General features: G+C 39.0%; 21 protein-coding genes. 15 read left to right on the top strand and 6 right to left on the bottom strand.

What is annotated here, in order from left to right:
* Window positions 1-228 precede the first annotated feature (228 nt).
* The 14 genes from AABB81_RS08475 to AABB81_RS08410 all read left to right on the top strand — a co-directional run bounded on the left by AABB81_RS08475 (window position 229) and on the right by AABB81_RS08410 (window position 16,374).
* The gene (locus AABB81_RS08475; protein ID WP_342159924.1) at window positions 229-864 is read left to right on the top strand and encodes an SRPBCC family protein; all 636 of its coding nucleotides are present in this window, start codon (window positions 229-231) and stop codon (window positions 862-864) included.
* Between the two features lie 175 nt (window positions 865-1,039).
* The gene (locus tag AABB81_RS08470) at window positions 1,040-1,612 is read left to right on the top strand and encodes a DUF7486 family protein (RefSeq protein ID WP_342159923.1); all 573 of its coding nucleotides are present in this window, start codon (window positions 1,040-1,042) and stop codon (window positions 1,610-1,612) included.
* Window positions 1,613-1,628: 16 nt separating this feature from the next.
* Window positions 1,629-2,270, top strand: a complete 642-nt coding sequence (locus tag AABB81_RS08465) for a class I SAM-dependent methyltransferase (protein WP_342159922.1) — start codon at window positions 1,629-1,631, stop codon at window positions 2,268-2,270.
* Between the two features lie 24 nt (window positions 2,271-2,294).
* Window positions 2,295-2,996 carry a GW dipeptide domain-containing protein gene (locus AABB81_RS08460; RefSeq protein ID WP_342159921.1) on the top strand — a complete coding sequence of 234 codons (702 nt, stop codon included), beginning with the start codon at window positions 2,295-2,297 and terminating at the stop codon, window positions 2,994-2,996.
* Between the two features lie 149 nt (window positions 2,997-3,145).
* Window positions 3,146-4,594, top strand: coding sequence for a TolB family protein (locus AABB81_RS08455; protein WP_342159919.1), 1,449 nt, complete (start codon window positions 3,146-3,148; stop codon window positions 4,592-4,594).
* A gap of 20 nt (window positions 4,595-4,614) precedes the next feature.
* Window positions 4,615-5,505: an alpha/beta hydrolase gene (locus AABB81_RS08450; RefSeq protein WP_342159917.1), complete on the top strand. Its 891-nt coding sequence runs from the start codon at window positions 4,615-4,617 to the stop codon at window positions 5,503-5,505.
* Window positions 5,506-5,682: 177 nt separating this feature from the next.
* Entirely contained in the window at window positions 5,683-6,447 is a 765-nt protein-coding gene (locus tag AABB81_RS08445) for an outer membrane lipoprotein-sorting protein (protein WP_342159915.1), read from the top strand.
* 18 nt (window positions 6,448-6,465) lie between these two features.
* Window positions 6,466-7,689 (top strand): ABC transporter permease, encoded by a 1,224-nt coding sequence (locus tag AABB81_RS08440; protein WP_342159913.1) that lies wholly within the window; start codon window positions 6,466-6,468, stop codon window positions 7,687-7,689.
* 3 nt (window positions 7,690-7,692) lie between these two features.
* On the top strand, window positions 7,693-8,919 hold the full coding sequence (locus tag AABB81_RS08435) for an ABC transporter permease (RefSeq protein WP_342159911.1): 1,227 nt from the start codon (window positions 7,693-7,695) through the stop codon (window positions 8,917-8,919).
* Between the two features lie 25 nt (window positions 8,920-8,944).
* On the top strand, window positions 8,945-9,631 hold the full coding sequence (locus AABB81_RS08430) for an ABC transporter ATP-binding protein (protein WP_342159910.1): 687 nt from the start codon (window positions 8,945-8,947) through the stop codon (window positions 9,629-9,631).
* Window positions 9,632-9,672: 41 nt separating this feature from the next.
* A complete protein-coding gene (locus AABB81_RS08425; protein WP_342159908.1) occupies window positions 9,673-10,833 on the top strand; it encodes a hypothetical protein in 1,161 nt (386 codons plus the stop codon).
* Between the two features lie 240 nt (window positions 10,834-11,073).
* A complete protein-coding gene (locus AABB81_RS08420; RefSeq protein ID WP_342159907.1) occupies window positions 11,074-12,555 on the top strand; it encodes a M20 family peptidase in 1,482 nt (493 codons plus the stop codon).
* A gap of 89 nt (window positions 12,556-12,644) precedes the next feature.
* Window positions 12,645-14,582 carry a YgiQ family radical SAM protein gene (locus AABB81_RS08415; RefSeq protein WP_342159906.1) on the top strand — a complete coding sequence of 646 codons (1,938 nt, stop codon included), beginning with the start codon at window positions 12,645-12,647 and terminating at the stop codon, window positions 14,580-14,582.
* A 121-nt stretch (window positions 14,583-14,703) separates the two neighbouring features.
* Window positions 14,704-16,374, top strand: a complete 1,671-nt coding sequence (locus AABB81_RS08410) for a mechanosensitive ion channel family protein (RefSeq protein WP_342159905.1) — start codon at window positions 14,704-14,706, stop codon at window positions 16,372-16,374.
* 1 nt (window position 16,375) lies between these two features.
* Here AABB81_RS08410 and AABB81_RS08405 read toward each other — a convergent pair whose 3' ends face one another.
* Entirely contained in the window at window positions 16,376-17,074 is a 699-nt protein-coding gene (locus AABB81_RS08405) for a DUF4294 domain-containing protein (protein ID WP_342159904.1), read from the bottom strand.
* A gap of 134 nt (window positions 17,075-17,208) precedes the next feature.
* Here AABB81_RS08405 and AABB81_RS08400 point away from each other — a divergent pair, with 134 nt between their 5' ends.
* Window positions 17,209-18,297: a M42 family metallopeptidase gene (locus tag AABB81_RS08400; RefSeq protein WP_342159903.1), complete on the top strand. Its 1,089-nt coding sequence runs from the start codon at window positions 17,209-17,211 to the stop codon at window positions 18,295-18,297.
* Window positions 18,298-18,706: 409 nt separating this feature from the next.
* On the opposite strand, the gene cobA is transcribed toward AABB81_RS08400, so the two are convergent.
* The 5 genes from cobA to AABB81_RS08375 form a co-directional block, all read right to left on the bottom strand.
* Entirely contained in the window at window positions 18,707-19,474 is a 768-nt protein-coding gene (gene cobA / locus AABB81_RS08395; RefSeq protein ID WP_342159902.1) for a uroporphyrinogen-III C-methyltransferase, read from the bottom strand.
* Window positions 19,461-21,569: a HEPN domain-containing protein gene (locus AABB81_RS08390; protein ID WP_342159900.1), complete on the bottom strand. Its 2,109-nt coding sequence runs from the start codon at window positions 21,567-21,569 to the stop codon at window positions 19,461-19,463. The genes cobA and AABB81_RS08390 overlap by 14 nt, the downstream gene beginning before the upstream one ends.
* Window positions 21,570-21,580: 11 nt before the next feature.
* Window positions 21,581-22,219, bottom strand: a complete 639-nt coding sequence (locus AABB81_RS08385; RefSeq protein WP_342159899.1) for a phosphoadenosine phosphosulfate reductase domain-containing protein — start codon at window positions 22,217-22,219, stop codon at window positions 21,581-21,583.
* A gap of 1 nt (window position 22,220) precedes the next feature.
* The gene (locus AABB81_RS08380) at window positions 22,221-22,394 is read right to left on the bottom strand and encodes a DUF2061 domain-containing protein (protein WP_342159898.1); all 174 of its coding nucleotides are present in this window, start codon (window positions 22,392-22,394) and stop codon (window positions 22,221-22,223) included.
* A gap of 161 nt (window positions 22,395-22,555) precedes the next feature.
* Complete coding sequence (locus AABB81_RS08375; RefSeq protein ID WP_342159897.1) at window positions 22,556-22,960, bottom strand: RrF2 family transcriptional regulator; 405 nt, start codon at window positions 22,958-22,960, stop codon at window positions 22,556-22,558.
* Window positions 22,961-23,079 lie beyond the last annotated feature (119 nt).

The raw sequence follows: 23,079 nt of genomic DNA, 5'->3' as shown, positions 1-23,079 counted from the left end.
AAAAGTGTAATGTTTTAAGGTTTTAATCGTCCTATTGTATATAGGATATAAGAATGACAATGCGATAAGATTTTAGAACATAAATCTCCAGAAGTTTTAGGAGTGAGTTTGGTAGTTCACCATCAGGCTGCAGAATGAATTAAACGGTCAATCAATTGGCCTAAATAATAAAAGTGTCTAGCGAATAAAACAAGAAATTTGTTTCATGATGCCCCTAAATATGGAACGATGAAAAGTATAATTACAATCAGAATCCACCTATTAATTGTGACAGCTACGTTGTTGGTCAACCAGCTATCGGCTCAGCAAATCATAGATGGCAAAAAAATGGAGGTTTTGGAGAATGAGGTGATTGTTCATAGTTCCCATGAAGCGGTTTGGAATGCGCTGTTATCCTTTGGAAATGTGAGTGGTTTTCATACGACCATTGACGAGTCAATGGCAATTAATGGAACTGAAGAGAAAGCAAGTCTTGGAGCCGAAAGAGAAGTTCAGATCCCTGACGGGATAAATAATATCATCAATAAGGAACGCATAATTAAATACATAGATGGGGTCTATTATACTTACGAAGTCTATGAATCTGAAAACTTCCCAACTAAAAAAATGCATGTTACCTATGGTGTCAGGTTAGATCATAGAGGAAGAACGGTTTTGTTTAGTAAAACGTTCTATAAGTTGAATAATGGCTTTTTGACAAATTTGTTTAAAAGGAAATTAAAAAGGGCCAATTTTGACAGTCTGTTATCTTATAAGAGCTACATTGAAACCGGGGAGAGAAACACTGATATAAAAATTCTCAGGAAAAGGTATCATAAAGAAGGCGAAGATTCTAATAATGATTATATAGTCAATCGTCATTAAAATATTAAAATAACTTTTATTCAATGAGTGAAAAACTTCAAATTATATTGAAGTTTTTTGTTTTCAAAATATCTTTTGATTTGGTCAAAAATGCTGTAAAAGCTAATCAAAATCATAGTTGATATGATTTGCTATTACTACATTTGTCTTCTTTATTGAATGGGTTAGTATGCACATGGATAGTAAAATTTGGTTTTTATGGTTAATGATGGCTCCCTGCCTTGCAGTTATCGGGCAGAATCATGATTCTTATGAGGAACCTGAGAATAACCGTCGGGTTATATGGCATGTCAAAGCGATGCACCCTGAGGGCTATACCATGGATGTCAAAGCCTTGGATGCTGGAGGAAACCGTTATGATGTCAAGGCAATGGAAGATTCAAGCCAGAAATACATTATGGATGTCAAGGCCTTTGTTGGCACGGAAATACTGCCGGTGAAGGTTTTGGTGAGCGAAGAGCAATACAAACCCGTCGCAGCCATTGCTGAGAAGGGAAAGATCTATAAGTTAGCTGCCATTGCGAATAACGGAGACTTATTGGAAGTACGGGGAGTTCGTAAATCAGGGTATATAATTCATATCAAAGCTGTTGAAAAGGATGGATCTTTTTACGGTGTTAAAGCCATTTCCCAGCAAGGAAAACTCAATGATGTAAAAGGGGTAAAAATGTACGATAAAAGGCTCGAAATGACAATGAATGAAATTCAAGTGCTTGCCCATGTGGTGGCTTTGCCTCAGATTCAATAAGTTAAGAGATAAAGTTATGATCGATTCAAAAACTTCACGCAGCCCGGAAAACAGCAAGGAATATTGGGAAAGTGTCTATCAGAACAGATCGTTGATCGAATCTGGTTGGTATCAGCCAAACCCTGCAAGCTCACTTAGATTGATTGCCGGATCACAAATCTCCAAAAAAAGCAGGATTATTGACGTTGGAGGTGGAGATAGTTTACTCGTGGATCATCTGTTAAACCAAGGATATGAGAATATCACGGTTCTTGATATATCCCAAAGGGCCCTTGAAAAGGCAAAAGTTAGGCTTGGAAAATTAGCCGAAAAAGTAAACTGGATCTGTTCGGATGTAACAAACCTTCAGACGAATGCTGTTTTTGATTTATGGCATGATCGAGCCTGCCTCCACTTTTTAACCAGTGATGCGGAATTGAAATTATACAGGGAAAAAGTAGGAAAGTGTTTGGTAACGGGTGGTAATTTGATTGTTGGAACATTTTCTAAAACGGGCCCTGAGAAATGCAGTGGTCTTCCAATACGTCAATACGACAGTTCAGGATTATCAAGGCTTTTTTCAAGAGGGTACAGACTGGTAGAAAATTTTGAATCTATTCATAAAACACCAGCAAATACAGTACAGAATTACGTATTTTGTCGCTTTATAAAGAAATAACCAAATAAATTAAATTAAATTGAAATGAGAATCACGTTGTTACTATTTTGTATCACATTACTGATGTCATGTGAAACTAAAAAAAAGGATTATGCACCCCTAAAGAAAGAAATTGCTCAAAATGAAGTTGTGGTCAAGGAGGTACAGCAAACCAGCGATTATACATATTTATTTGTACAGGAATCCGGTAAGGAGTATTGGATGGCTGTTTCGAAGTCAGAGGTCAAGGAAGGAGAAAAGATTTATTTCACAGGGGCCATGGAGATGAAAAATTTTGAAAGCAAGGAATTAAACAAGGTTTTTGATCGTATCTTTTTTGTGGATCGTATTAGTAAGAATCCCATTGACTATGATTCAAAAAAGACAGAGATGATCAGTAAAAAAAAGGAAGGGATTAATAAGTTGCTCGATAGTATAAAAATCAGTCCGCCGGCCGATGGCCACAGTATTAGTGAATTATACAATAATTCCAAAGAGTTTAATGGGCAAACCGTTAAAGTACGAGGCCAGGTTGTTAAAGTAAATATGGACATTATGGACCGAAACTGGGTACACCTGATGGATGGGACCAGGGGAGAAAAAAGATCTGACCTGACATTTACAACAAAGGATGTAGTGAAGGTAGGTGATACTGTTACTTTTGAAGGTATTCTGGCCATAGACAGGGAATTTGGCGCAGGTTATGTTTATCCTGTTATTGTGGAGGATGCTGTTTTATTGAATTGATTTCACCGATCCTGTATTTTGTCCTACTTTTATCTAAAATTATTTAGATGGCAGTTGAGTATGCCATTTTTTAAAGCTTTTTAGTTATGAAAAAAAATCTTTTGAGGTGCTTAATTTTACTATTTTTAATGAGCTGTAATACAAAAGTAATGAGCCAAACTGATTCGACGGGTATCTTTTATAACCATAGCGATATTGGATCGGTAAAGCATCCCGGAAACGTATCTTATCACAATATTGATCAGGAATACCTGATTGAAGGTTCAGGTAAAAATATTTGGTTTGCAGATGATCAGTTTCATTTTCTATGGAATAGTATACAGGGAGATTTTATCCTGAGAGCCAATGTGAAATTTGTTGGAAACGGAGTCGATCCCCATAGAAAACTGGGATGGATGGCGAGAAACAATTTTCATTCTGATTCAGAACATGTAAGTGCCGCCATTCATGGTGACGGGCTGGTTGCACTGCAATACAGAAAACAAAGAGGCGGTGAAACGGAAGAGTTGACTTCGGTTGATGAATCACCCGACGTGATTCAGCTCGAAAGAAAAGGAAATACCTTTATCATGGGTACAGCTAAAATGGGAGAGCCTTTGGTCAAAGTGACGCTTGATGATGCCGGCTTAAACAATGAGATTTTCGTAGGGCTTTATGTATGTTCACATAACCCTGAAGTTGTTGAAAAGGCGATCTTCAGCAATGTGAGGATCATTAAACCTTTTGTTGAATCCGGTGAGCGCTATCAGGATTATTTAGGAAGCAATATGGAAATCCTTGATGTTGAAAGCCTGGAAAGAAAAATTCTATTTTCTTCAAAACATTCCTTGCAAGCGCCAAATTGGACAATTGATGGAAACGCATTGATCTATAATTCTAATGGTTATTTGTATCGATACGACCTGAAAAGCCAGCAAACAACAATGACCAATACAGGATTTGCTGATCGAAACAATAACGATCATGTATTGTCATTTGATGGAAAGCAATTGGCAATCAGCCACCATGACGATGCTGATGATGGTGACTCTGCGATTTATACATTGCCTGTGGAAGGGAGCGATGAGCCCAGGCGCGTCACAAAAAAGGGATTGGGGGCTTCCTATCTTCACGGATGGTCAACAGATGCCAAAGAATTGGTTTTTACCGGAAATCGAAAAGGTCAATACGATATCTACAGTGTGAATATTGAATCAGGCATTGAAACACAATTGACAAACACCCCGGGACTGGATGACGGGCCGGAATATGATCCTCAGGGAAAGTATATATACTTCAATTCAAATCGCAGCGGAGTGATGCAGCTTTACAGGATGAAGCCAAATGGCAGCGAAGTTGAACAGCTCACTTTTGACGAATTAAATGACTGGTTTCCACATATTTCCCCTGATGGAAAAAAAATAGTATTTCTGTCTTTTGGGACAGATGTTGAGTCGGGAGATCACCCTTTTTACAAGCATGTGTATCTTAGGATGATGTCTGTAGAAGGCGGAAAGCCAAAAATCATAAGCTATGTATATGGAGGCCAGGGCACCATTAATGTGCCTAGTTGGTCACCTGACAGTAAAAAAGTCGCTTTTGTAAGCAATTCTGATTAAATGGATAAAACAAGTAGTATTTGCATAGAATAGATATGATAAGAAAAAGGATCCTTACGTTAACTTTTTTGTTGTTGGCCTTCGCTACGAACTGGCTTTTCGGACAGCATGGGAAGGTCTATGACAACCTGAGCATGAACAGCAGCATTCTAAAAAGCGAACGGAAATATGCTATTTATCTTCCTCCTGATTATGACGAATCATCCAGAAGTTATCCGGTGCTTTATTTGCTTCACGGTGGAGGTGACGATCAAACAGGATGGATTCAATTTGGAGAAGTATTACACATAGCTGATCAGGCCATTAAAGACGCTAAAGCTACATCAATGATTATAGTTATGCCTGATGCGAGTGCCGTTAAACGGGGCTTTTACAATACGATTGACGGAGACTGGAATTATGAAGATTTCTTTTTTGAAGAATTCATGCCTTATGTCGAAAAAAAATATCGAATTAAGGGTGAAAAGCGTTACCGGGCTGTTTCGGGTCTGTCTTCCGGAGGCGGAGCCTCTTTTATCTATGCTTTGCACCATCCTGAACTTTTTTCATCATCGGCGCCGCTCAGTGCTTTTACCGGGTTTCCGACAATTGAAAGCCTTAAAGAATACCTAAGCAGAAATAATGAAATGAGTTATTCGGATGTACAAATAAAAGATTATTGGGAAAAGCATAACCCTGTTTTTTTGGTCGACAATTCTTCAACTGACGACCTGTCTTCTGTAAGATGGTATATTGATTGCGGTGATGACGATTTTCTTTTCGAAGGAAACAGTTTGATTCACATATCAATGAGTAAAAATAAAATCCCTCATGAATACAGGGTTCGCAACGGAACTCACAACTGGACTTATTGGCGCGAATCACTTCCCAAAGTGCTTGAATTTGTGTCGATGGCCTTTCATCAATATTAATTTTTTGTCCTCATCGCCTCGGAGGTGAGCACCTCACCTCCGAGGCGATGAGAGATGAGGCGATGACCTGCGATCGCCTCGCATATATTCTGTTTGACCCGGTTATATCCTATGATTTGCTAGGAATTATTGACTTAAAACCTTATTTTTATATTTCATTCTTTCAAGGGAAATGTTATGAAATTTAAAACACTTTCTTTTACACTGATCATCAGTATTATTTCCATTCAACATTCAATTTTTTCTCAAGAGCAACTTACAGCTGAACAAATAATCCGGAAAGCTGATGAAAAAGTAAGGGGGAAGACCAACCAATCAGTTTTGGAAATGGAAATAGTACGACCTTCCTGGAAACGGAATATTTCAATGAAAAGCTGGGCCAACGGACTGGATTACTCCATGACCTATATTACAGCACCTGCGCGTGATAAGGGGCAGGTTTTTATGAAAAGAGAAACAGAAATGTGGAATTGGATGCCCGCGATAGGAAGAATGATAAAAATACCGGCATCCATGATGTCTCAGGGTTGGATGGGTTCAGATTATACCAACGATGACATACTCAAGGAAAGTTCAATTGTCGTTGATTATAACCACAGTATTTTTGCTGAAGAAAGGTTAGAAGGATTTGATTGTTACAAAATAGAAATGTTGCCAAAAGAAGAAGCGGCGGTGATCTGGTCAAAAGTCTATAAATGGATTACAAAAAATGATTTTATTCAGATTAAATCAGAATATTACGACGAAGAGGATGAACTGGTAAAAAGTGATTTTGGATATGACTTTAAAGTGATGGATGGAAGACTTATCCCTTCCAGAATTGAGATTGTCCCGGCTGGTGAAGAAGGTAAAAAGACCGTTTTATATATCAAAGAAATCAAATTCGATATTGAGCTCGACAAATCTTTTTTTTCTCAGCAAAATATGAAGCGCATCAGATAGATTCAAATTCATTACACAATGAAAACCATCTTAAAAATAGCTTGGAGAAATATCTGGCGTAATAAGCGGAGAACCCTTATTACGGTCGCTTCAATAATGTTTGCCTTGTTCTTCGCAATTATTATGCGTGGCTTTCAAAAGGGTTCCTATGCCAAAATGAAAGAAAATGCAGTTGAATCTTATTCAGGATACCTGCAAATTCAGAACAAGGATTACTGGGACGATAAGACGATTAACAATACCATGACCTTTAGTCAGGAAATGGCATTTGAATTGGCCAAAGATGAAAGGGTCAAGGTGATCATTCCGCGATTGGAGTCGTTTTCCCTCGCTTCTTCCGGAGTATCCACTAAAGGTGTGGTCGTGATGGGTATAGACCCCGACAAGGAAGACAAGATGACCAAGGTAAAATCTTATTTGCAATCGGGAGAATTTATTGAGCAAGACGACAAAAGCATCATGCTTTCACAAGGTCTTGCCCAGTTTTTAGATATTGGGGTTAATGATACCCTTGTGTTGTTTTCATCCGGCTATCACGGAACGACTGCCGCAGGCTTATATCCCGTTAAAGGAATTCTCAAGCTGCCGACACCCGAAATGAACCGCAGCACCGTATATCTGCCCATATTAGAGGCACAGGATCTATTTTCGGCTTATGACCGATATAGTGCACTCGTTTTTGACCTTTACGACATGAACGACGTGAAGGCTGTTGAAGATAAGTTACGTTATAAGATAGATACTAATGAATATAGAGTCATGGGGTGGGAAGCAATGAATAAAGAGTTGTTACAAATGATTGAAACAGATAATGCAGGCGGCGTAATCATGATCGCCATTCTGTATATGGTCATTGCGTTTGGAATATTTGGAACCGTATTGATGATGACCAATGAGAGGATCAGAGAGTTTTCTGTAATGGTCTCCGTCGGTATGCAGAAAAGAAAACTGGCTCTTGTAGTAATCGTGGAATTGTTCTTTTTGACCGGCCTGGCTGTTGCGGCAGGTGTGGTCATAAGCCTTCCGGTTATGTATTACTTTTTGTATAATCCTATAGAATTTTCAGGTGATGCAGTGGAGGTGATGCTGGACTTTAATTTTGAACCCGTTATGCCAATGAGCATGGATTGGAGTATTTTCGTTTTTCAAGGTATTGCCATCAGTATTCTCAGTCTGATTGCTATGTCTTATCCCACGATAAAAATATTAAAACTTGATGTTGTAAAAGGCTTAAGATCTTAAGGTATGGTATTGATAAAAATAGCATGGAGGAGTATCTGGAGAAGCAAATTAAGAAGCGCTGTGGTTATCTTTGCTATCGCTTCGGGGCTCTTGGGAGGTCTGTTTTCAAGCGCCTGGATGAATGGGATGGCTCAGCAAAGGGTGAATAATACTTTTGTTTATGAAATCGGCCATATGCAAATGCATCATCCCGAGTATGCCCAGAATAGAGATGTAAAAAAAACTATTAAGGAAACCAGCAATAAGCTTGAAGCACTCAAAAAGACAGCAGGAATCAAAGCGGTTACAGAAAGAGTTCTGGTAACAGGAATGTCTGCCACTGCTAATAAAAACCTGGGCGTGAACATCGTTGGAGTAGATCCTGAACAGGAAAAACAAGTTTTTCAGATTTATAAGAGGATAGATTCTGCTTCAGGAAATTTCTTTACATCAGAAAGGAGAAATCCTATTGTAATTTCACAGGCACTTGCAGATGAACTCAAGGCCAAATTAAAGTCGAAAATCGTACTTACTTTTCAGGATTACAAGGGTGAAATTACCGGGGCTGCCTTTAAGGTATCAGGTATTTATAAAACTGATAACAACCCCTGGGATAAAATGCATGTATTTGTAAGAAATGATGATCTCAGAAGGGTTTTGGAATTGCCTCAGGATGAATCACATGAAATAGTCATGCTACTTGATGATTTTGAACAAGCAGCAATTATTGAGCCCGGGTTACAAGCTATGTATGCTGATACCAAGGTCGAAGGTTGGGCCGAGATATCACCATACCTGAGTTTGATGTCAGGATATATGGATACCATGATGGGCTTATTTATGGCCATTATTTTGGGGGCTCTGGGATTTGGTATTGTAAATACCATGTTAATGGTAGTATTGGAACGTACCCGCGAATTAGGCATGCTGATGGCCATTGGGATGACAAAGCAACGGGTCTTTGTTATGATCATGCTGGAAACCATCTTTCTGGCCCTTGTGGGTGCGATCATCGGGGAAATTCTCAGCATGCTCATTATCAATTACTTTAACCAGTCGGGTATTGACTTGTCTTTTGTGGGTGAAGGAATGGAATCCGTAGGCTATGCCGCCATTACCTACCCCATGCTGGAAGGTTTCAGGTATGTGCAAATCACCATACTCGTTATTGTCACAGGCGTGGCGGCTTCGATATATCCTGCCTGGAAGGCACTCCGATTACATCCGGCAGAAGCAATACGGTCACTATAAACTAACATCAGGAAAGCAGATAATCATGAGTATCATACACATCATCAACTTGAAGAAAACATATCACGACACTGAAATTCCTGTTCACGCGGTCAATGGGATAGATCTCACTTTTGAGAAGGGAGAATTCACGGCAATAGTCGGCCCTTCAGGCTGCGGGAAAACTACCCTGATGAATATGATCGGCGGGTTGGAACAACCAACATCAGGAAAGGTGGTGGTTGATGAAAGTGATATGTCGACACTGTCCTCAAATGAGCTCATAGATTTTAGATTGCGAAATATCGGGTTCGTTTTTCAGGCATTTAATTTAATACCGGTCCTCACCGCCAGGGAGAATGTTGAATTTATCATGCAACTGCAAAACTGGAAGAAGGGAAAAATGCAAAAAAGGACCATTTCCTTGTTGGAGTCTGTTGGACTGGGAGATAAATTGAACAGCCGTCCAAACCAGCTTTCAGGAGGACAGCAGCAAAGAGTTGCGGTTGCGAGGGCGCTGGCTTCAAAGCCTAAGTTTGTTCTGGCCGATGAGCCCACGGCAAATTTAGATTCAACGGCTACGAACCAGCTATTGGAAATCATGGAAAAACTGAACAGGGAAGAGCAAATCACCTTTATTTTTGCTACTCATGATCAAAGGGTGATGGATAAGGCGAGAAGGGTGATCACGCTGGATGACGGGAAAGTAATATCCGATGTTACCAAAGCTTAGTCGGACTTAATTAAAACGCTTTGGATGTAAATAGTCATTTTATGCCGGATAAAATAATTATTGCAACTTTTTTATTGATAACCCTGGCCGTATTTGGCCAGGATAACCTGATGGTAAAAGGTTATGTAAAAGGCCTTGCTATCATGCAGACCGTAGGAGAGGACGGTGAAATAGCTTTGGAAAATGTGGTGCATAACCGGTTGGATCTGAATTGGTTTATCAATAATAAGCTAACGTTTTCAGCAGGGTTAAGGAATCGTATCATCATCGGGAATAATGTGAGCCTGATTCCCGGTTACAGTGATTACGTGGCCAGGGATAATGGTTACCTGGATCTTTCATGGGTCTGGGCCGATAAAACCTCATGGATAGGTATTTCACAACTCGATCGGTTTATGATTGATTACACCGTCGGGAATCTTCAGATAACTTTGGGAAGACAGAGGATCAACTGGGGTCAGACCTTTGTCTGGAACCCCAATGATTTATTTAATACTTATTCATACTTTGATTTTGACTATGAGGAAAAACCCGGCAGTGACGCCCTTCGATTACAGTATTATATTGGAGAGTCCAGTAAGCTCGAACTTTCAACGTCGCTGAATTCAGAAAGCGAACTTACCTCGGTCCTGTTGTACAGATTCAATACCAAAGGATATGATATCCAGTTTTTAGGAGGTATCTATACCCAAACCGATTACGTATTGGGAGGTGGTTTTTCGGGAAGCATAGGCGGGGGTGGTTTTAGTGGCGAAATGACCTATTTCCATCCAATAGATGATCAAAATACAAAAGGAAAAGCAACGGCAACACTGCATTATGACTATACTTTTAAGAATTCTCTAAACCTTCAGTTTGAAACGCTGTACAACGGCTTTGGTGCTGAAAATTTTTCAAGTGGGCTAGGTGATTTGGTATTTCAGGACCTCGACCCCAAGAATCTTTTTCCAACAAAACTGGCTTTTTTGGGTAGTGGGGCTTATGATGTGAGTGCTTTATTCAGGCTTATGTTTGCAGCTATGTACGGCCCTGAAGGTAATTTTATTTATTTGGGCCCCACCTTGTCCTATTCAATCTCAAACTCAATGGAGCTGACCGGTATTGGACAGTATTTTGATATGGACGAAGTGGATGACGGCAATGGAAATGAATTGGTGAGCAGCGGCACCGCCCTTTTTGTCAGGTTCAAATGGTCATTTTGATTTCTCTTTTTGATTAGATTTGGAATTCGTTTGCTTTTGTTGATTTTAAGGACCTTTGAATGAATTCTCACAGGATTTTTTCAACGGGAAGCATCTAAAGGTTTACTGCTCCGTTTCACTCGAAGCAAATTGAAGTCAATACAGGAAGAGGTTTCGAGTAGATCAATGAATGATATAAAGAAGAGGCAGAAAAGTAGTATGTTTGTTTTTACTAGTTTCGCTTATCCTGAATCATTGCAAATGAAAATACTAAAGTCAATATTAGTGCTGGTTTTGATCGTCTTTATTCTCAGCATTATCTACATTTTATTCAACACGTTTTCAATCAGGTCAAAACAACTTATCGAAGAATCAGTCGAAAAGATTGATATCAGTTCCTTGTCGATCGAACGCTTTTCCAGTGCCATACAGATCCCGACAATATCTCCTGAACACAGCTCCGACTTCGACTCAATTCAATTCAACAGGTTTAACGTTTTTATGCAAAACACCTATCCCTTGACGGATTCCTTATTGAATCACAAAATATTTAACAAGTACAGTCATCTTTATCATTGGAAAGGTACGGATCCTAAATTAAAACCTGTCATTCTGATGGGGCATCTCGATGTGGTTCCGGTGATTGAGGCAAACAGGGCCTATTGGAAAGAAAACCCTTTCGATGGAAAAATTGTTAATGATACGATATGGGGCAGAGGCTGCATTGATGATAAAATAGGAGTTATTGGGATCATGGAATCGGTTGAGCATTTATTAAGAGAAGGATTTCAACCCAAACGCGATATGTTTTTAGCCTTTGGTCATGATGAAGAAATAGGAGGGTTGAAGGGAGCCAAAACAATGGCTTCTTATTTGGCCGATCAGGGGGTTAAGGCAGAATTTATCCTCGATGAAGGAGGTACTATAACCCAAGGAATGGTTCCGGGAATTGACAAAGACGTCGCTTTGATTGGTACGGCCGAAAAAGGGTCGGTATCTTTGGAAATTTCGGTTGAACTTGAAGGTGGACACTCATCAATGCCTGCCAGGGAAACCGCCATTGATGTGATTTCAAAGGCTATTTTTAAGTTGAAATCAAATCCTTTTCCGGCCACAATTTCTAAGCCGGTAGAAGGATTTTTATCTTATCTTGGTCCTGAAATGCCTTTTGTAAACAGAATGGCATTTGCAAACAAAGACTTTTTTCAATCTATGATCATTGGCGTTTATGAAAAAACGGCTTCAGGGAATGCATTGGTAAGAACAACAACTGCTCCAACAATTTTCAATAGCGGTTTAAAAGACAATATTGTCCCCCTGTCTGCAAAAGCTACCATTAATTTCAGGATCATTACCGGATCGTCAATAAATGATGTAATTGATCATATTAGAGAAGTCGTCGATGATGAAAGGATTAAAATCAAAGAAGGGAACTTTAACACTGAACCATCAGGTGTTTCTGATACGGAGGCCAAAGGTTTTAAAACCGTTCAGCGTACGATTGCACAAATATTTCCCGAAGCACTTGTGAGTCCTTATTTGGTTGTTGGCGCCACAGATGCGAGACACTTTAATGAACTATCAGACCAGATTTACAGGTTTTTGCCAACGAGGATCAACAGATCCAACGTAAAATCATTTCATGGCTTGAATGAAAGAATCGCAATTAGTGAATTTGAAAACGCCATCAGGTTTTATGTCCAATTGATTAAAAACGCTTCGGGAGAAGAGTCTGGGCAATGATGGTTTTTTATATTGACATACTACTTTCGCCTTGTTTAGAGAATATCTTAAGATGTGAAGGATGTTGCAAATAGCCTTATATTTGCAAAATGCAAAAAACACTTCAACTTTCAGATTGGTTACCTACCACTAGAAAAGAAATGAAGATCAGAGGTTGGGAAGACCTTGATGTGATCATTTTTAGCGGAGACGCCTATGTCGATCATGCTGCCTTCGGACCTGCTGCATTAGGACGGATTTTGGAAAGTTATGGACTTCGGGTGGCGATTGTCCCACAGCCAAATGTGAATGATAATTTACAGGATTTTGAAAAGTTGGGAAAGCCCAATTTGTTTTTTGCCGTTACATCCGGAGCCATGGATTCCATGGTGAGTAATTATACTGCAAGCAAACGCAGAAGAGATAAGGATGCCTATACGCCAAACGGGGATAAAGGATTCAGGCCAGATTATGCCACAACTGTATACAGTAAAATACTCAAAGAGAAATTTCCTGATATTCCTGTCGTTATAGGGGGGATAGAAGCGTCTCTTCGTCGCGTAACTCATTACGATTATTGGAGCGACTCTTTAAAACCGAATATTTTGGTCGATTCCAAAGCAGACTTGCTGGTGTATGGAATGGGTGAACAACCACTGAGAGAATTAATAACCCTTTTGAAAAAGGGGGTTCCTTTCGAGGCTATAAAAACAATAAGGCAGACTGCCTTTTTACTCGAAGAGGGGGAACAACCCCCAAGAAATAAGCACTGGGAGGATATAGAGATCAATTCTCATGAAGCCTGCCTAAAAGATAAAAAGACCTTTGCTTCAAATTTTAAAGTGATTGAACAGGAATCCAATAAAATTAAAGGCAGAAGAATCCTGCAGAGAAGCGGGAGAAAGTTACTGGTGATCAATCCGGTTTTTCCAACCATGACCGAAAAGGAGATCGATGCTTCCTATGACCTGCCTTTTACAAGGATGCCTCATCCTAAATACGAGAAAAGGGGACCGATTCCTGCGTATGAGATGATCAAATTTTCAATTAACACCCATAGGGGATGTTTTGGTGGCTGCAGTTTCTGCACTATTTCAGCTCATCAGGGAAAGTTCATTGCCAGCAGAAGTCAGGAATCTGTATTGAAGGAGGTTCAGGCCCTAACTGAAATGCCTGATTTCAAAGGGTATTTATCAGATGTCGGAGGACCTTCGGCAAACATGTATCAAATGAAGGGGAAGGTTCAGAGTATTTGCGACAGCTGTGTGGCCCCGTCTTGTATTTCTCCTGTTATCTGCCATAACCTGGATACTTCTCATAAACCAATGACTGAACTGTATCAGGCTATAGATAAGAATCCTAAAATTAAAAAATCATTTATCGGAAGCGGTATTCGATATGATATGCTTGTGCCTGAATTTAATAAAAATGCCGATCCGCAGGAACTGGAGGATTATACCGAAGAAGTAATCACCAATCATGTTTCAGGAAGATTGAAAGTAGCTCCCGAACACACCTCGGATCCTGTGTTAAAATTGATGAGAAAACCTTCTTTTACCTATTTCCATAAGTTTAAGGAGACTTTTGACAAAATCAATTTGCGTAAAAAATTAAACCTTCAATTAATTCCTTATTTTATTTCAAATCATCCTGAAAGCAGGCTTGAGGATATGGCAAATTTGGCGGCTGAAACCAAAGATATGGGATTCCAACTTGAACAGGTACAGGGTTTTACTCCGACTCCCATGACTGTTGCCACAGTTATCTACTACAGTGGCTATCATCCTTACACCTTAAAAAAGTCTTATGTTCCTAAATCAAAAAAAGATAAAGACGAGCAACACCGATTCTTTTTCTGGTATAAAAAGGAGAATCAGAGTTGGATCAGAAACACACTTGAAAAGGTAGGGAGGCATGATTTGATGTCAAGGTTGTTACCTGCAGAAGGCAAGAAAAAATTCAAGCCTGGTCAAAAAAGGAATAAGTCAAAGGGTAATGAGGGGACATATACAAGTGTATTAAAGCACAAAAGAAAAACAAAAGGTTAATCTTTTACCCAAGTCATTATTATTTCACGGGTGCATATTATAAACCGATATAAATGAAGATGAATTCCTCAGAATATTAAGATTTATATTACTAATTTAGCTCTTATTAATTCAATTATTCATGAAAAAAATAGCTTTTTTATTTCTATTTGTTTCTCTTTTTGCTCAATCACAACAAAAGTGGAAGGTTGATCTTAGCAACCCTAAAGCGACCTTATACACCCACATCTATTTTTTGATGCCTGAACATTATGACGTGGAAAAATCTTCTGCGACGGTAAAAGGCATGGAACCAAAGGAGGCACAACTTATTGTAAAAAGAATCAAGGAAGTTTTTGATGGAAATGGCTTAATCATTGATTTCACAAAAGTTCCTGCTGATCCGGATTATAAGGATTCACTCAATATCGGCACAAATACATTAGAGTATGCCAAACACCGATATGCACCTTTTCCCATCCGACTTCCGGAAATATATATTGAAAAATCAGGACAGAATTGGTATTTCTCTGAAGAAACCGTCCAAAACCTCGATAGGATTTACAAGAAAACCTTTCCTTTGGAATTTTCCTGGTTCAATGAACAGTTCCCAAGTTTTTTTAGTACATCTGTAAAAGGAATCCTCATTTGGAAGCCTGTCTCAGTCTTGATTATACTTGTTATTTGTGTCATTCTGTATTATATACTGGAACCTGTCATGTTTTTCATTCTCAGGATGTTTCAACGAATGTTTTTTAGAAAAATTTCGGACCGGAATACAATGACAATTTTACATGAACTTGCCAATCCACTTGTATTTATTATCATTTTAAGATTTGTAAAAAGTATACTTCCCTCATTGCAAATGGTAGAGCTTAACGCTTTGTTGATTACGGGCCTTAAAATAGCGGAAACTGTTTTTTGGATTGTCATGGTGCTGAAATTATTAAATGTTGTCTTGAATTTTTATGACGGATACAAGCCTGAAGAAAAAACCAAACTTGATAAACAGCTTGCTCCCATTTTAAGCAAGGTCCTTCATGCGATTGTAATTTTGATAGGATTTCTGCATATATTGACCGTTTTCGGTGTAGATCCGGTCACTGTTTTGACAGGAGCTTCCATAGGGGGTATCGCTTTGGCATTCGCGGCTCAGGATTCCGTCAAGAACTTAATAGGAACCATGGTAATTTTTCTTGATAAACCCTTCCAGCTCGATGACTGGATTGAATTTGGAGGCGTTGAAGGTTCGGTAGAGAGAGTGGGGTTCAGGTCAACAGTGATAAGAGCTGCTGATACGACTTTGTTTCAGGTTCCAAACAGCAAGATTTCTGAAGCAGACATCAATAATAAAGGGCTGCGGGTGTTTAGACGCTATACGACAGAGCTTGGCATACGATATGATACGCCTCCCGAGTTGATTGAAGCCTTTGTTCAGGGAATAAAGGACCTGATCGCTTTGCACCCCTCTACAAAGAGTCAATCGTATAATGTCGATTTTATTTCCTTTGGAGCCTCCTCTTTGAACATTTTGGTAAATGTATATTTCAAAGGGCTTGACTGGGGGCAAGAACAGGAATCAAAACATATCCTGCATCTTGGAATCGTTAGACTGGCGGCGGCACTTGGAGTTGAATTTGCTTTCCCGTCTACCACCATGATGATAGAACAATTTCCCGGCCAGAGTTCCCTGGCACCAAAATATATTAGAGATCAGGCCGAAATAAATAAAAAGATAAAGGAGGTTTCTGATGATTTTAATGATCGTGAACACAGGATGGATCCCAATGCATCCACTTTAAAGGGAGGTTGATTTATTTCATGTATTTGTCAATGTACTCCGTGATTTCTTTTTCTATATCAATGTCACGGTATTGGTTCAAGAGCTCTACATAATCCATTTGCAGCTTAGGTTCCCTTTTTTCGAGGGTACCATTGATAAATGATCTCTGTAGAATGTCTTCAATTATAAAATCAAGGGCTTCGTCAGTTGGAATATATTCTTTTTTAAGAGAGAGCCTAAACATATTTGCCGTAGAATTATACCAAAAGGCTTTCCATCCGCTTCGATATTCTTTGATCAATTCATACATGGTCTCTCCGGTTTGCCTGTGGATGAGTTTGATAAGGATACGGCCTTCGGTACGCGTAAGTTTCTTGAGTTGATCTGAAAACTCACCTTCCATATAATGCTGAATTTCTTTTATCTTTTTTTTCCTCTTTCTCTTAGACTTGATACCTTCAAGTTCTTTATTTATCCCTACAAGGGTATCTGAAGCCAGCCTTGCAAAAGGGTAAGCCCGTTGAACTTTTTTATAATACCAGTAATAATAACGCCTTTCTTTTTTTGATTTAAAATCTCGCTTATCCAATAACAGAATTTCATCTAAAGGAATGGTGAGAGAGTCGTTTCTAATGATATAAAATTCATCAATTGACAGCTTTTTCTCCGGGTTTTGCGAGAATAAGATCAAAGGAAACAAGAATAGTAATATGCCAAAACACTTTTTCATAGTATGGTTCTCAATTCATTAAAGAAGTAATCAAATATTTGAGACTTATATTGACATTGCAAATTTAGGAATATGTAAGATGTTTTCTGTTAATATTATGTGATATTTCTTAATTTCGTAGAAAACTTAAGAACATGTCAAAAAAGAAAATTCTCAATAAAAAATCGATATCATTTCTGGAAAAATATTTAAACAATCCATCTCCTACAGGATATGAATCTGAGGGGCAAAAGATTTGGATGGATTATTTAAAACCTTATGTGGATGAGTTTATCACTGATAATTACGGTACGGCTGTAGGCGTCATCAATCCTAAAGCGGAGTTTAAGGTTGTGATTGAGGGTCATGCCGATGAAATTTCCTGGTATGTGAATTACATTACTGATGAAGGGCTGATCTATGTAATCAGGAATGGGGGCAGTGACCATCAGATTGCACCTTCAAAGCGCGTGAATATTCATACAAAGAAAGGTATTGTAAAAGGTATTTTTGGATGGCCGGCAATACATACAAGAGACAAGGGTAAGGAAGAGACGCCAAAATTGGATAATATCTTTATTGATGTAGGCTGTAAAACAAAGGATGAGGTAACGGCATTGGGTGTACATGTGGGCTGCGTGATCACGTATCCTGATCAATTTATGATTCTCAATAAAAATAATTTTGTATGCCGTGCCTTAGATAACCGCATGGGAGGTTTTATGATTGCGGAAGTAGCAAGATTGTTAAAGGAAAACAAGAAGGAATTGCCATTCGGGTTGTATATCACAAACTCTGTTCAGGAAGAGATTGGTTTAAGAGGAGCCGAAATGATTACGCATACCATTCAGCCAAGCATGGCCATCATTACCGATGTCTGCCATGACACAACCACCCCGATGATCGACAAAAAGAAAGAAGGAGAAACCAAGTCAGGCGATGGCCCCGTTATATCCTATGCTCCGGCCGTTCAAAACAATGTGCGGGAATTGGTCATTAATACTGCAGAAAAACATAAAATACCATTCCAGAGATTAGCTGCATCCAGGGCAACCGGAACAGACACAGACGCTTTTGCCTATTCAAATGGAGGTGTCCCTTCGGCGTTGATTTCCTTGGCGCTCAGGTATATGCATACCACTGTTGAAATGGTCCATCGGGATGATGTGGAAAACGTCATCAGGCTGATCTATGAAACCTTGCTGGAGATTGATCCAAAGAAAGGGTTTAGTTATTTTGAGTAATGGGTTTCTTTGAAAGATATTTCTGGTTTTTTTATGTTTAATAAGTCTTTCAAGCACTGATTTATGTGCTCAGGATTCCAACAGCAATAAAAATTACCGATTAGATTTTTTAAAGGAAATAGATCATAGAACCTGTCATCGGGCTGGAAATCCCTATACAATACAAACGATGGTTTTTTTCATCCCAATTGGATGTCGGGGGACTAAGCATCAATAATCATTGGTCGTGGATTGCGAGTATCAATGGTACTTATCGCTTTAATAAGTTGCTCACAATGGGGGCTTGGCTGGAATTTTCTAAAGTTTAATTACGAGCAGGATTTTGAATTAAAATATCTGAATTTGGAGATTTAATTGGCGGGCCCTGTTCTGGGTATTGAGTTTCATTTTTAAATGACAGGCTTTTAGATCAGGAGGCCAGATGTAACTCAAGAGCCCTGCTTAATTCCTCGCTATTGCCCGCCGCTGAGACGACATCTCCAATGATAATGATAGCGGGTGAGGAGAGGTTGTTTTCTTTGACAGTTTCTTCTATATCATTAATTGTTCCAACGCCGTTTTTTTGATGTCTCATTGTTCCGTTTTGTATGACAGCTACAGGAGTTTCGCCTTTGCCAAGCCCTTTAAAAACAGCCGTGATCTGGGCAAGTTTATGCATGCCCATTAAAATCACTACAGTTGCAGAAGATTGGGCTGCCAACGAAACATCCAAACTTAATTGTCTGTCTGAATTGCAGCCCGTGATCACCCAAAAACTTTCTGACACACCTCTTTTGGTAAGTGGAATACCAATACTCGAGGGAACAGCAATACTGGAAGAAATTCCAGGTATTATATCAGTGTGTAAACCAAAGTTTTCGGCATGATCTATTTCTTCTGAACCTCTTCCAAATACAAAAGGATCACCTCCTTTTAAACGGATGACATGACCGTGTTGAAAAGCCTGTTCAACAATCAAACTGTTAATCTCATCCTGAGAATAACGATGCAAACCTTTTCTCTTGCCAACAAATATTTTTTTTGCTTTTGGAGCATGGTCCAAAAGCGCAGGGTTAATGAGTGCGTCATACAGGATAACATCGGCTGTTCTCAATACATTTAAACCTTTAACCGTTATTAAGTCGGGGTCTCCCGGACCCGCTCCGACTAATGTAAGTCTTGCTTTAGAATTCATCATTCAGGGCCTTGGTTCTTAAATTATCGACTAGACTATAGAAATTTTGAGCTGCTGCAAAATATTGCCTCGAAAATGCTGCATCTGCTTTGTTGGATTTAATCTGATAAATCAAATCACCCAGGCTACCTTCTAACTTTATCAAACCATTTTGAACAAAATACTGATCAAAATCCTTCACAATACCTGCCTGTGTATTGGTTTTGATATTTTCTCCAATCAAAACTGCTTTAGCTGTATTTATCATTGAGGAATAACTGTGATAAATGCTGTCTGACCATTTTCCATCTTCCAGATTAAGCCTGGCATTTTCCAGTTTTTCTTCCGTTTCGAACAAAAGTGTACTTACGAGGTCTATGACGACTCCCGCACATTCTCCAACCCCAATTGCTTTGATATATTCTTCGCTATGTCCCCAGTCGATGAAGAGGTCTTTATCTACTTCAGAGATATCTGCTAATGGCTTGAGTAATTGGTAAAAATGAGCCTTACCCCTGTTGAGGTAATAGGCATTAAAGCTGATGTCATCGCTTTTGTTGGTTTCAAAATCATTTAGCAGTAGTTTTAGTGCTTCAGGCCCTTTTTTACTGGGGATCTTAATAATTTTATCTGCGAACCTACCGTTTCCATCACCTAAGGCGCCTCCTCCCAGCAATACCTGAAATGCAGGAATAACGATAGCTCCTTTTTTGATTGACATACCATAGAAACCAATTTGTGCAATGCTGTGCTGCCCGCAAGCATTCATACAACCACTGATTTTTATGGAGATGTCCTTATTATTCACATATTCAGGAAATTCTTCTTGTAATGTTTTTTCCAGTTCATTTGCAAGTCCTGTACTGCTGGCTATACCAAGATTACAGGTATCTGTTCCCGGACAGGAAGTCACATCCAGGCTGCTGTTATAGCCTATATCGGCAAAACCAAGTTCTCTTAGCCTGACATAAAAAAAAGGCAATAAAGCTTCCCTGATACCTCTTATCAGGATACCCTGCTTAATGGTAAGTCTTAATTCGTCCTGTCCGTATTGTTTAATAAGGTCGGCCAGTAGCCTGGCCTTGTCTGTATAAAAGTCACCCAGTCTCACCTTTATCCCGATCGCAAACAAGCCGGTTTGTTTTTGTGCAAAGACATTACTTTGTTTCCAGTTTTGATAGGCTGATGTATCGGTGATCTCAACTTCCGGTATCAACATGTCTTCTTCAGGAATTTCAGATGCTGCCATTGTTGTATCGATATGTACGCTTTCATGAGACAAAGCAGCCTGCTCTTCTTTAATGTATTGCAGGAACTTGTTCAGGCCCATTTTTAAAATCAAATGTTTTAAGCGTGCTTTGGCCCTTCTGTTTCTTTCTCCATATCTGTCGAAAAGCCTCAGGGTGCTTTCGATAAATGGAATGATTTTATCGGTTTCGAGGAAGTCAAAAACCACATCTGCCTGTCTGGGTTGTGCTCCAAGGCCTCCTGCAATCATGACTTTAAAACCCCTGACCTCTTTTCCGTTATTTTCCTTTTTTTTTGCAATAAAGCCAAGATCATGAATAAAACTTAATGCACTATCCTCATCACTTGATGAAAATGAAATTTTAAATTTCCTGCCCAGTTCCTGACAAACGGGATTTCTTAAAAAGAATTTAAAAACGGCATCTGCGTATGGGCTCACATCAAATGGTTCATTTGGGTCTATACCGGCAGTTTCTGAAGCTGTAACATTTCGAACTGCATTGCCACATGCCTCTCTTAAGGTAATATCGTTTTTCTCAAGTTCAGCCCAAAGTTCCGGGGTACGATCCAGGCTTACGTAGTGAATCTGGATATCCTGTCTTGTTGTTATATGAAGTCTGCCCGTGGAATATTCATCCGAAACATCGGCGATTCGGTGAAGCTGTGCCGAACTAAGCTTTCCAAAAGGCAGTTTGATCCTGATCATTTGAACACCTTCCTGTCTTTGTCCGTATATACCGCGGGCAAGTCGGAGAGACCTAAATCCATCTTCGTCAATTTTACCATTCTGATACAATTGGATCTTTTTGTCTAATTCTAGAATATCTTTTTGAACCAGGGGGTTTTCTATTTCAGTTCTGAAGCTTAACATTAGTTTATTGTTTATTTAGATGTTAGGTGTAATCCACATTCTCGTTTGGTCAGTACTTTGGTAGGATCGAAATATTTTTTTTCATTTGGAAGCGCAAACCTTTGAAGATATAGTTCCATGTCAAATTCGGAATAATAGAAAAATGGACTTACTTTGAGAATTCCTGTTTTGTCTACATGGAGTATATCGAGGTTTCTTCTAAATTCACTTTGATCAGCTCGCAGGTTTGTAAACCACAGGTCCGGTTGATGCTCCTTGAGTGCTCTCCTGAAGGGCTCCAGTTTTACTTCGTCGGTAAAGAGTTTGTGTTCTAAAGTATCGACCTGAGGAATTCCCATTGTGACATCTCTAAAACCTGCGGTTGAATTTGGTGTATAGATGTGCATGTTCAAAGACAATCTCTGTATAAGTTCATGAGCGAATCTGTAGGTATGCGTTGTATTGTAACCGGTATCGCACCAGATCAGTTTGATGTCATTTCTCAATCTTGTCACTGCATGAACCAAACTGGCTGAGTAGGGGCCAAAATTGGTTGTAAGTATCGGGGTTTTTGCTTTTGACAAAGCCCATTCAATGATTTCCACCGGATCTTTGTCTCTTAAAAAAACATTGGCCTGATCGATATTTATGTTTAAACTGTTGATTTTCATGTTATTTCCATTTTATTAGATTCCAGACCCTCTCGTGTCCGTAATAGAGAAAAAATTTTGAAAACACTTCTATTGATCCTATTGAAAGGGCCAAAGTCAGTGTTCCGCTTAAAAGCCAGGAGATAAGAATTGTATCTATTGTTCCTATAATTCTCCAGCTGATTGCTTTGACCATGCTTTTACTGTGAGAATCGCTATTTTGGATTTTTGATGCGCAGAATTTATCGACCAGCATAACTTTGTATTATAAATATAATTCCTATCGGATAACTAGGATAATAATGCAAATGTAAAAAAATAATTGAACCAGCCAAGTTTTGATATGTTAAAATTGGATTATTTTAGGTCTTCAAGTGTAGTATTTCTGAAAACATGAAGGTTGGCATCACGAACCTGTATCATTAATTTATTCAGACTGCAAGTGGTTTCATCTTCACAATCATCGCACTTTTCATAATAGTTCAAACTCACGCAAGCCACCGGGGCGATTGGCCCTTCGAGTATTCGCATAACATCAGTCATATAAATATCCGAAGCTTCTTTAAGAAGGTAATAGCCACCGCCTTTTCCTTTCTTGGAGCCCAAAAATCCGGACTTCCTTAACAATAACAAAATACTTTCCAAAAATTTATGAGGAATGTTTTCACTTTCTGCAATTAGTGCTATAGGAACCATCTGCTTGTCATTGCGAGCAATATAAGTTAAGGCTTTTAGACCGTATTTCGTTTTTTTTGAAATCATGAATTCGCTTTTATACCATACATTCTGATATTGTAAAGATAATTGAAATTGACGATTATCTAAATGATTCTATTTCGATTTAATCCAAGAAACATTTTTGTTCGGTAAATAGGCCATTA

It is taken from the genome of Lutimonas vermicola, from assembly GCF_038433205.1.
GTDB lineage: Bacteria > Bacteroidota > Bacteroidia > Flavobacteriales > Flavobacteriaceae > Lutimonas > Lutimonas vermicola.
Note: the sequence above shows the minus strand (reverse complement) of the source record. Positions and strands in the feature narration are given on the sequence as shown.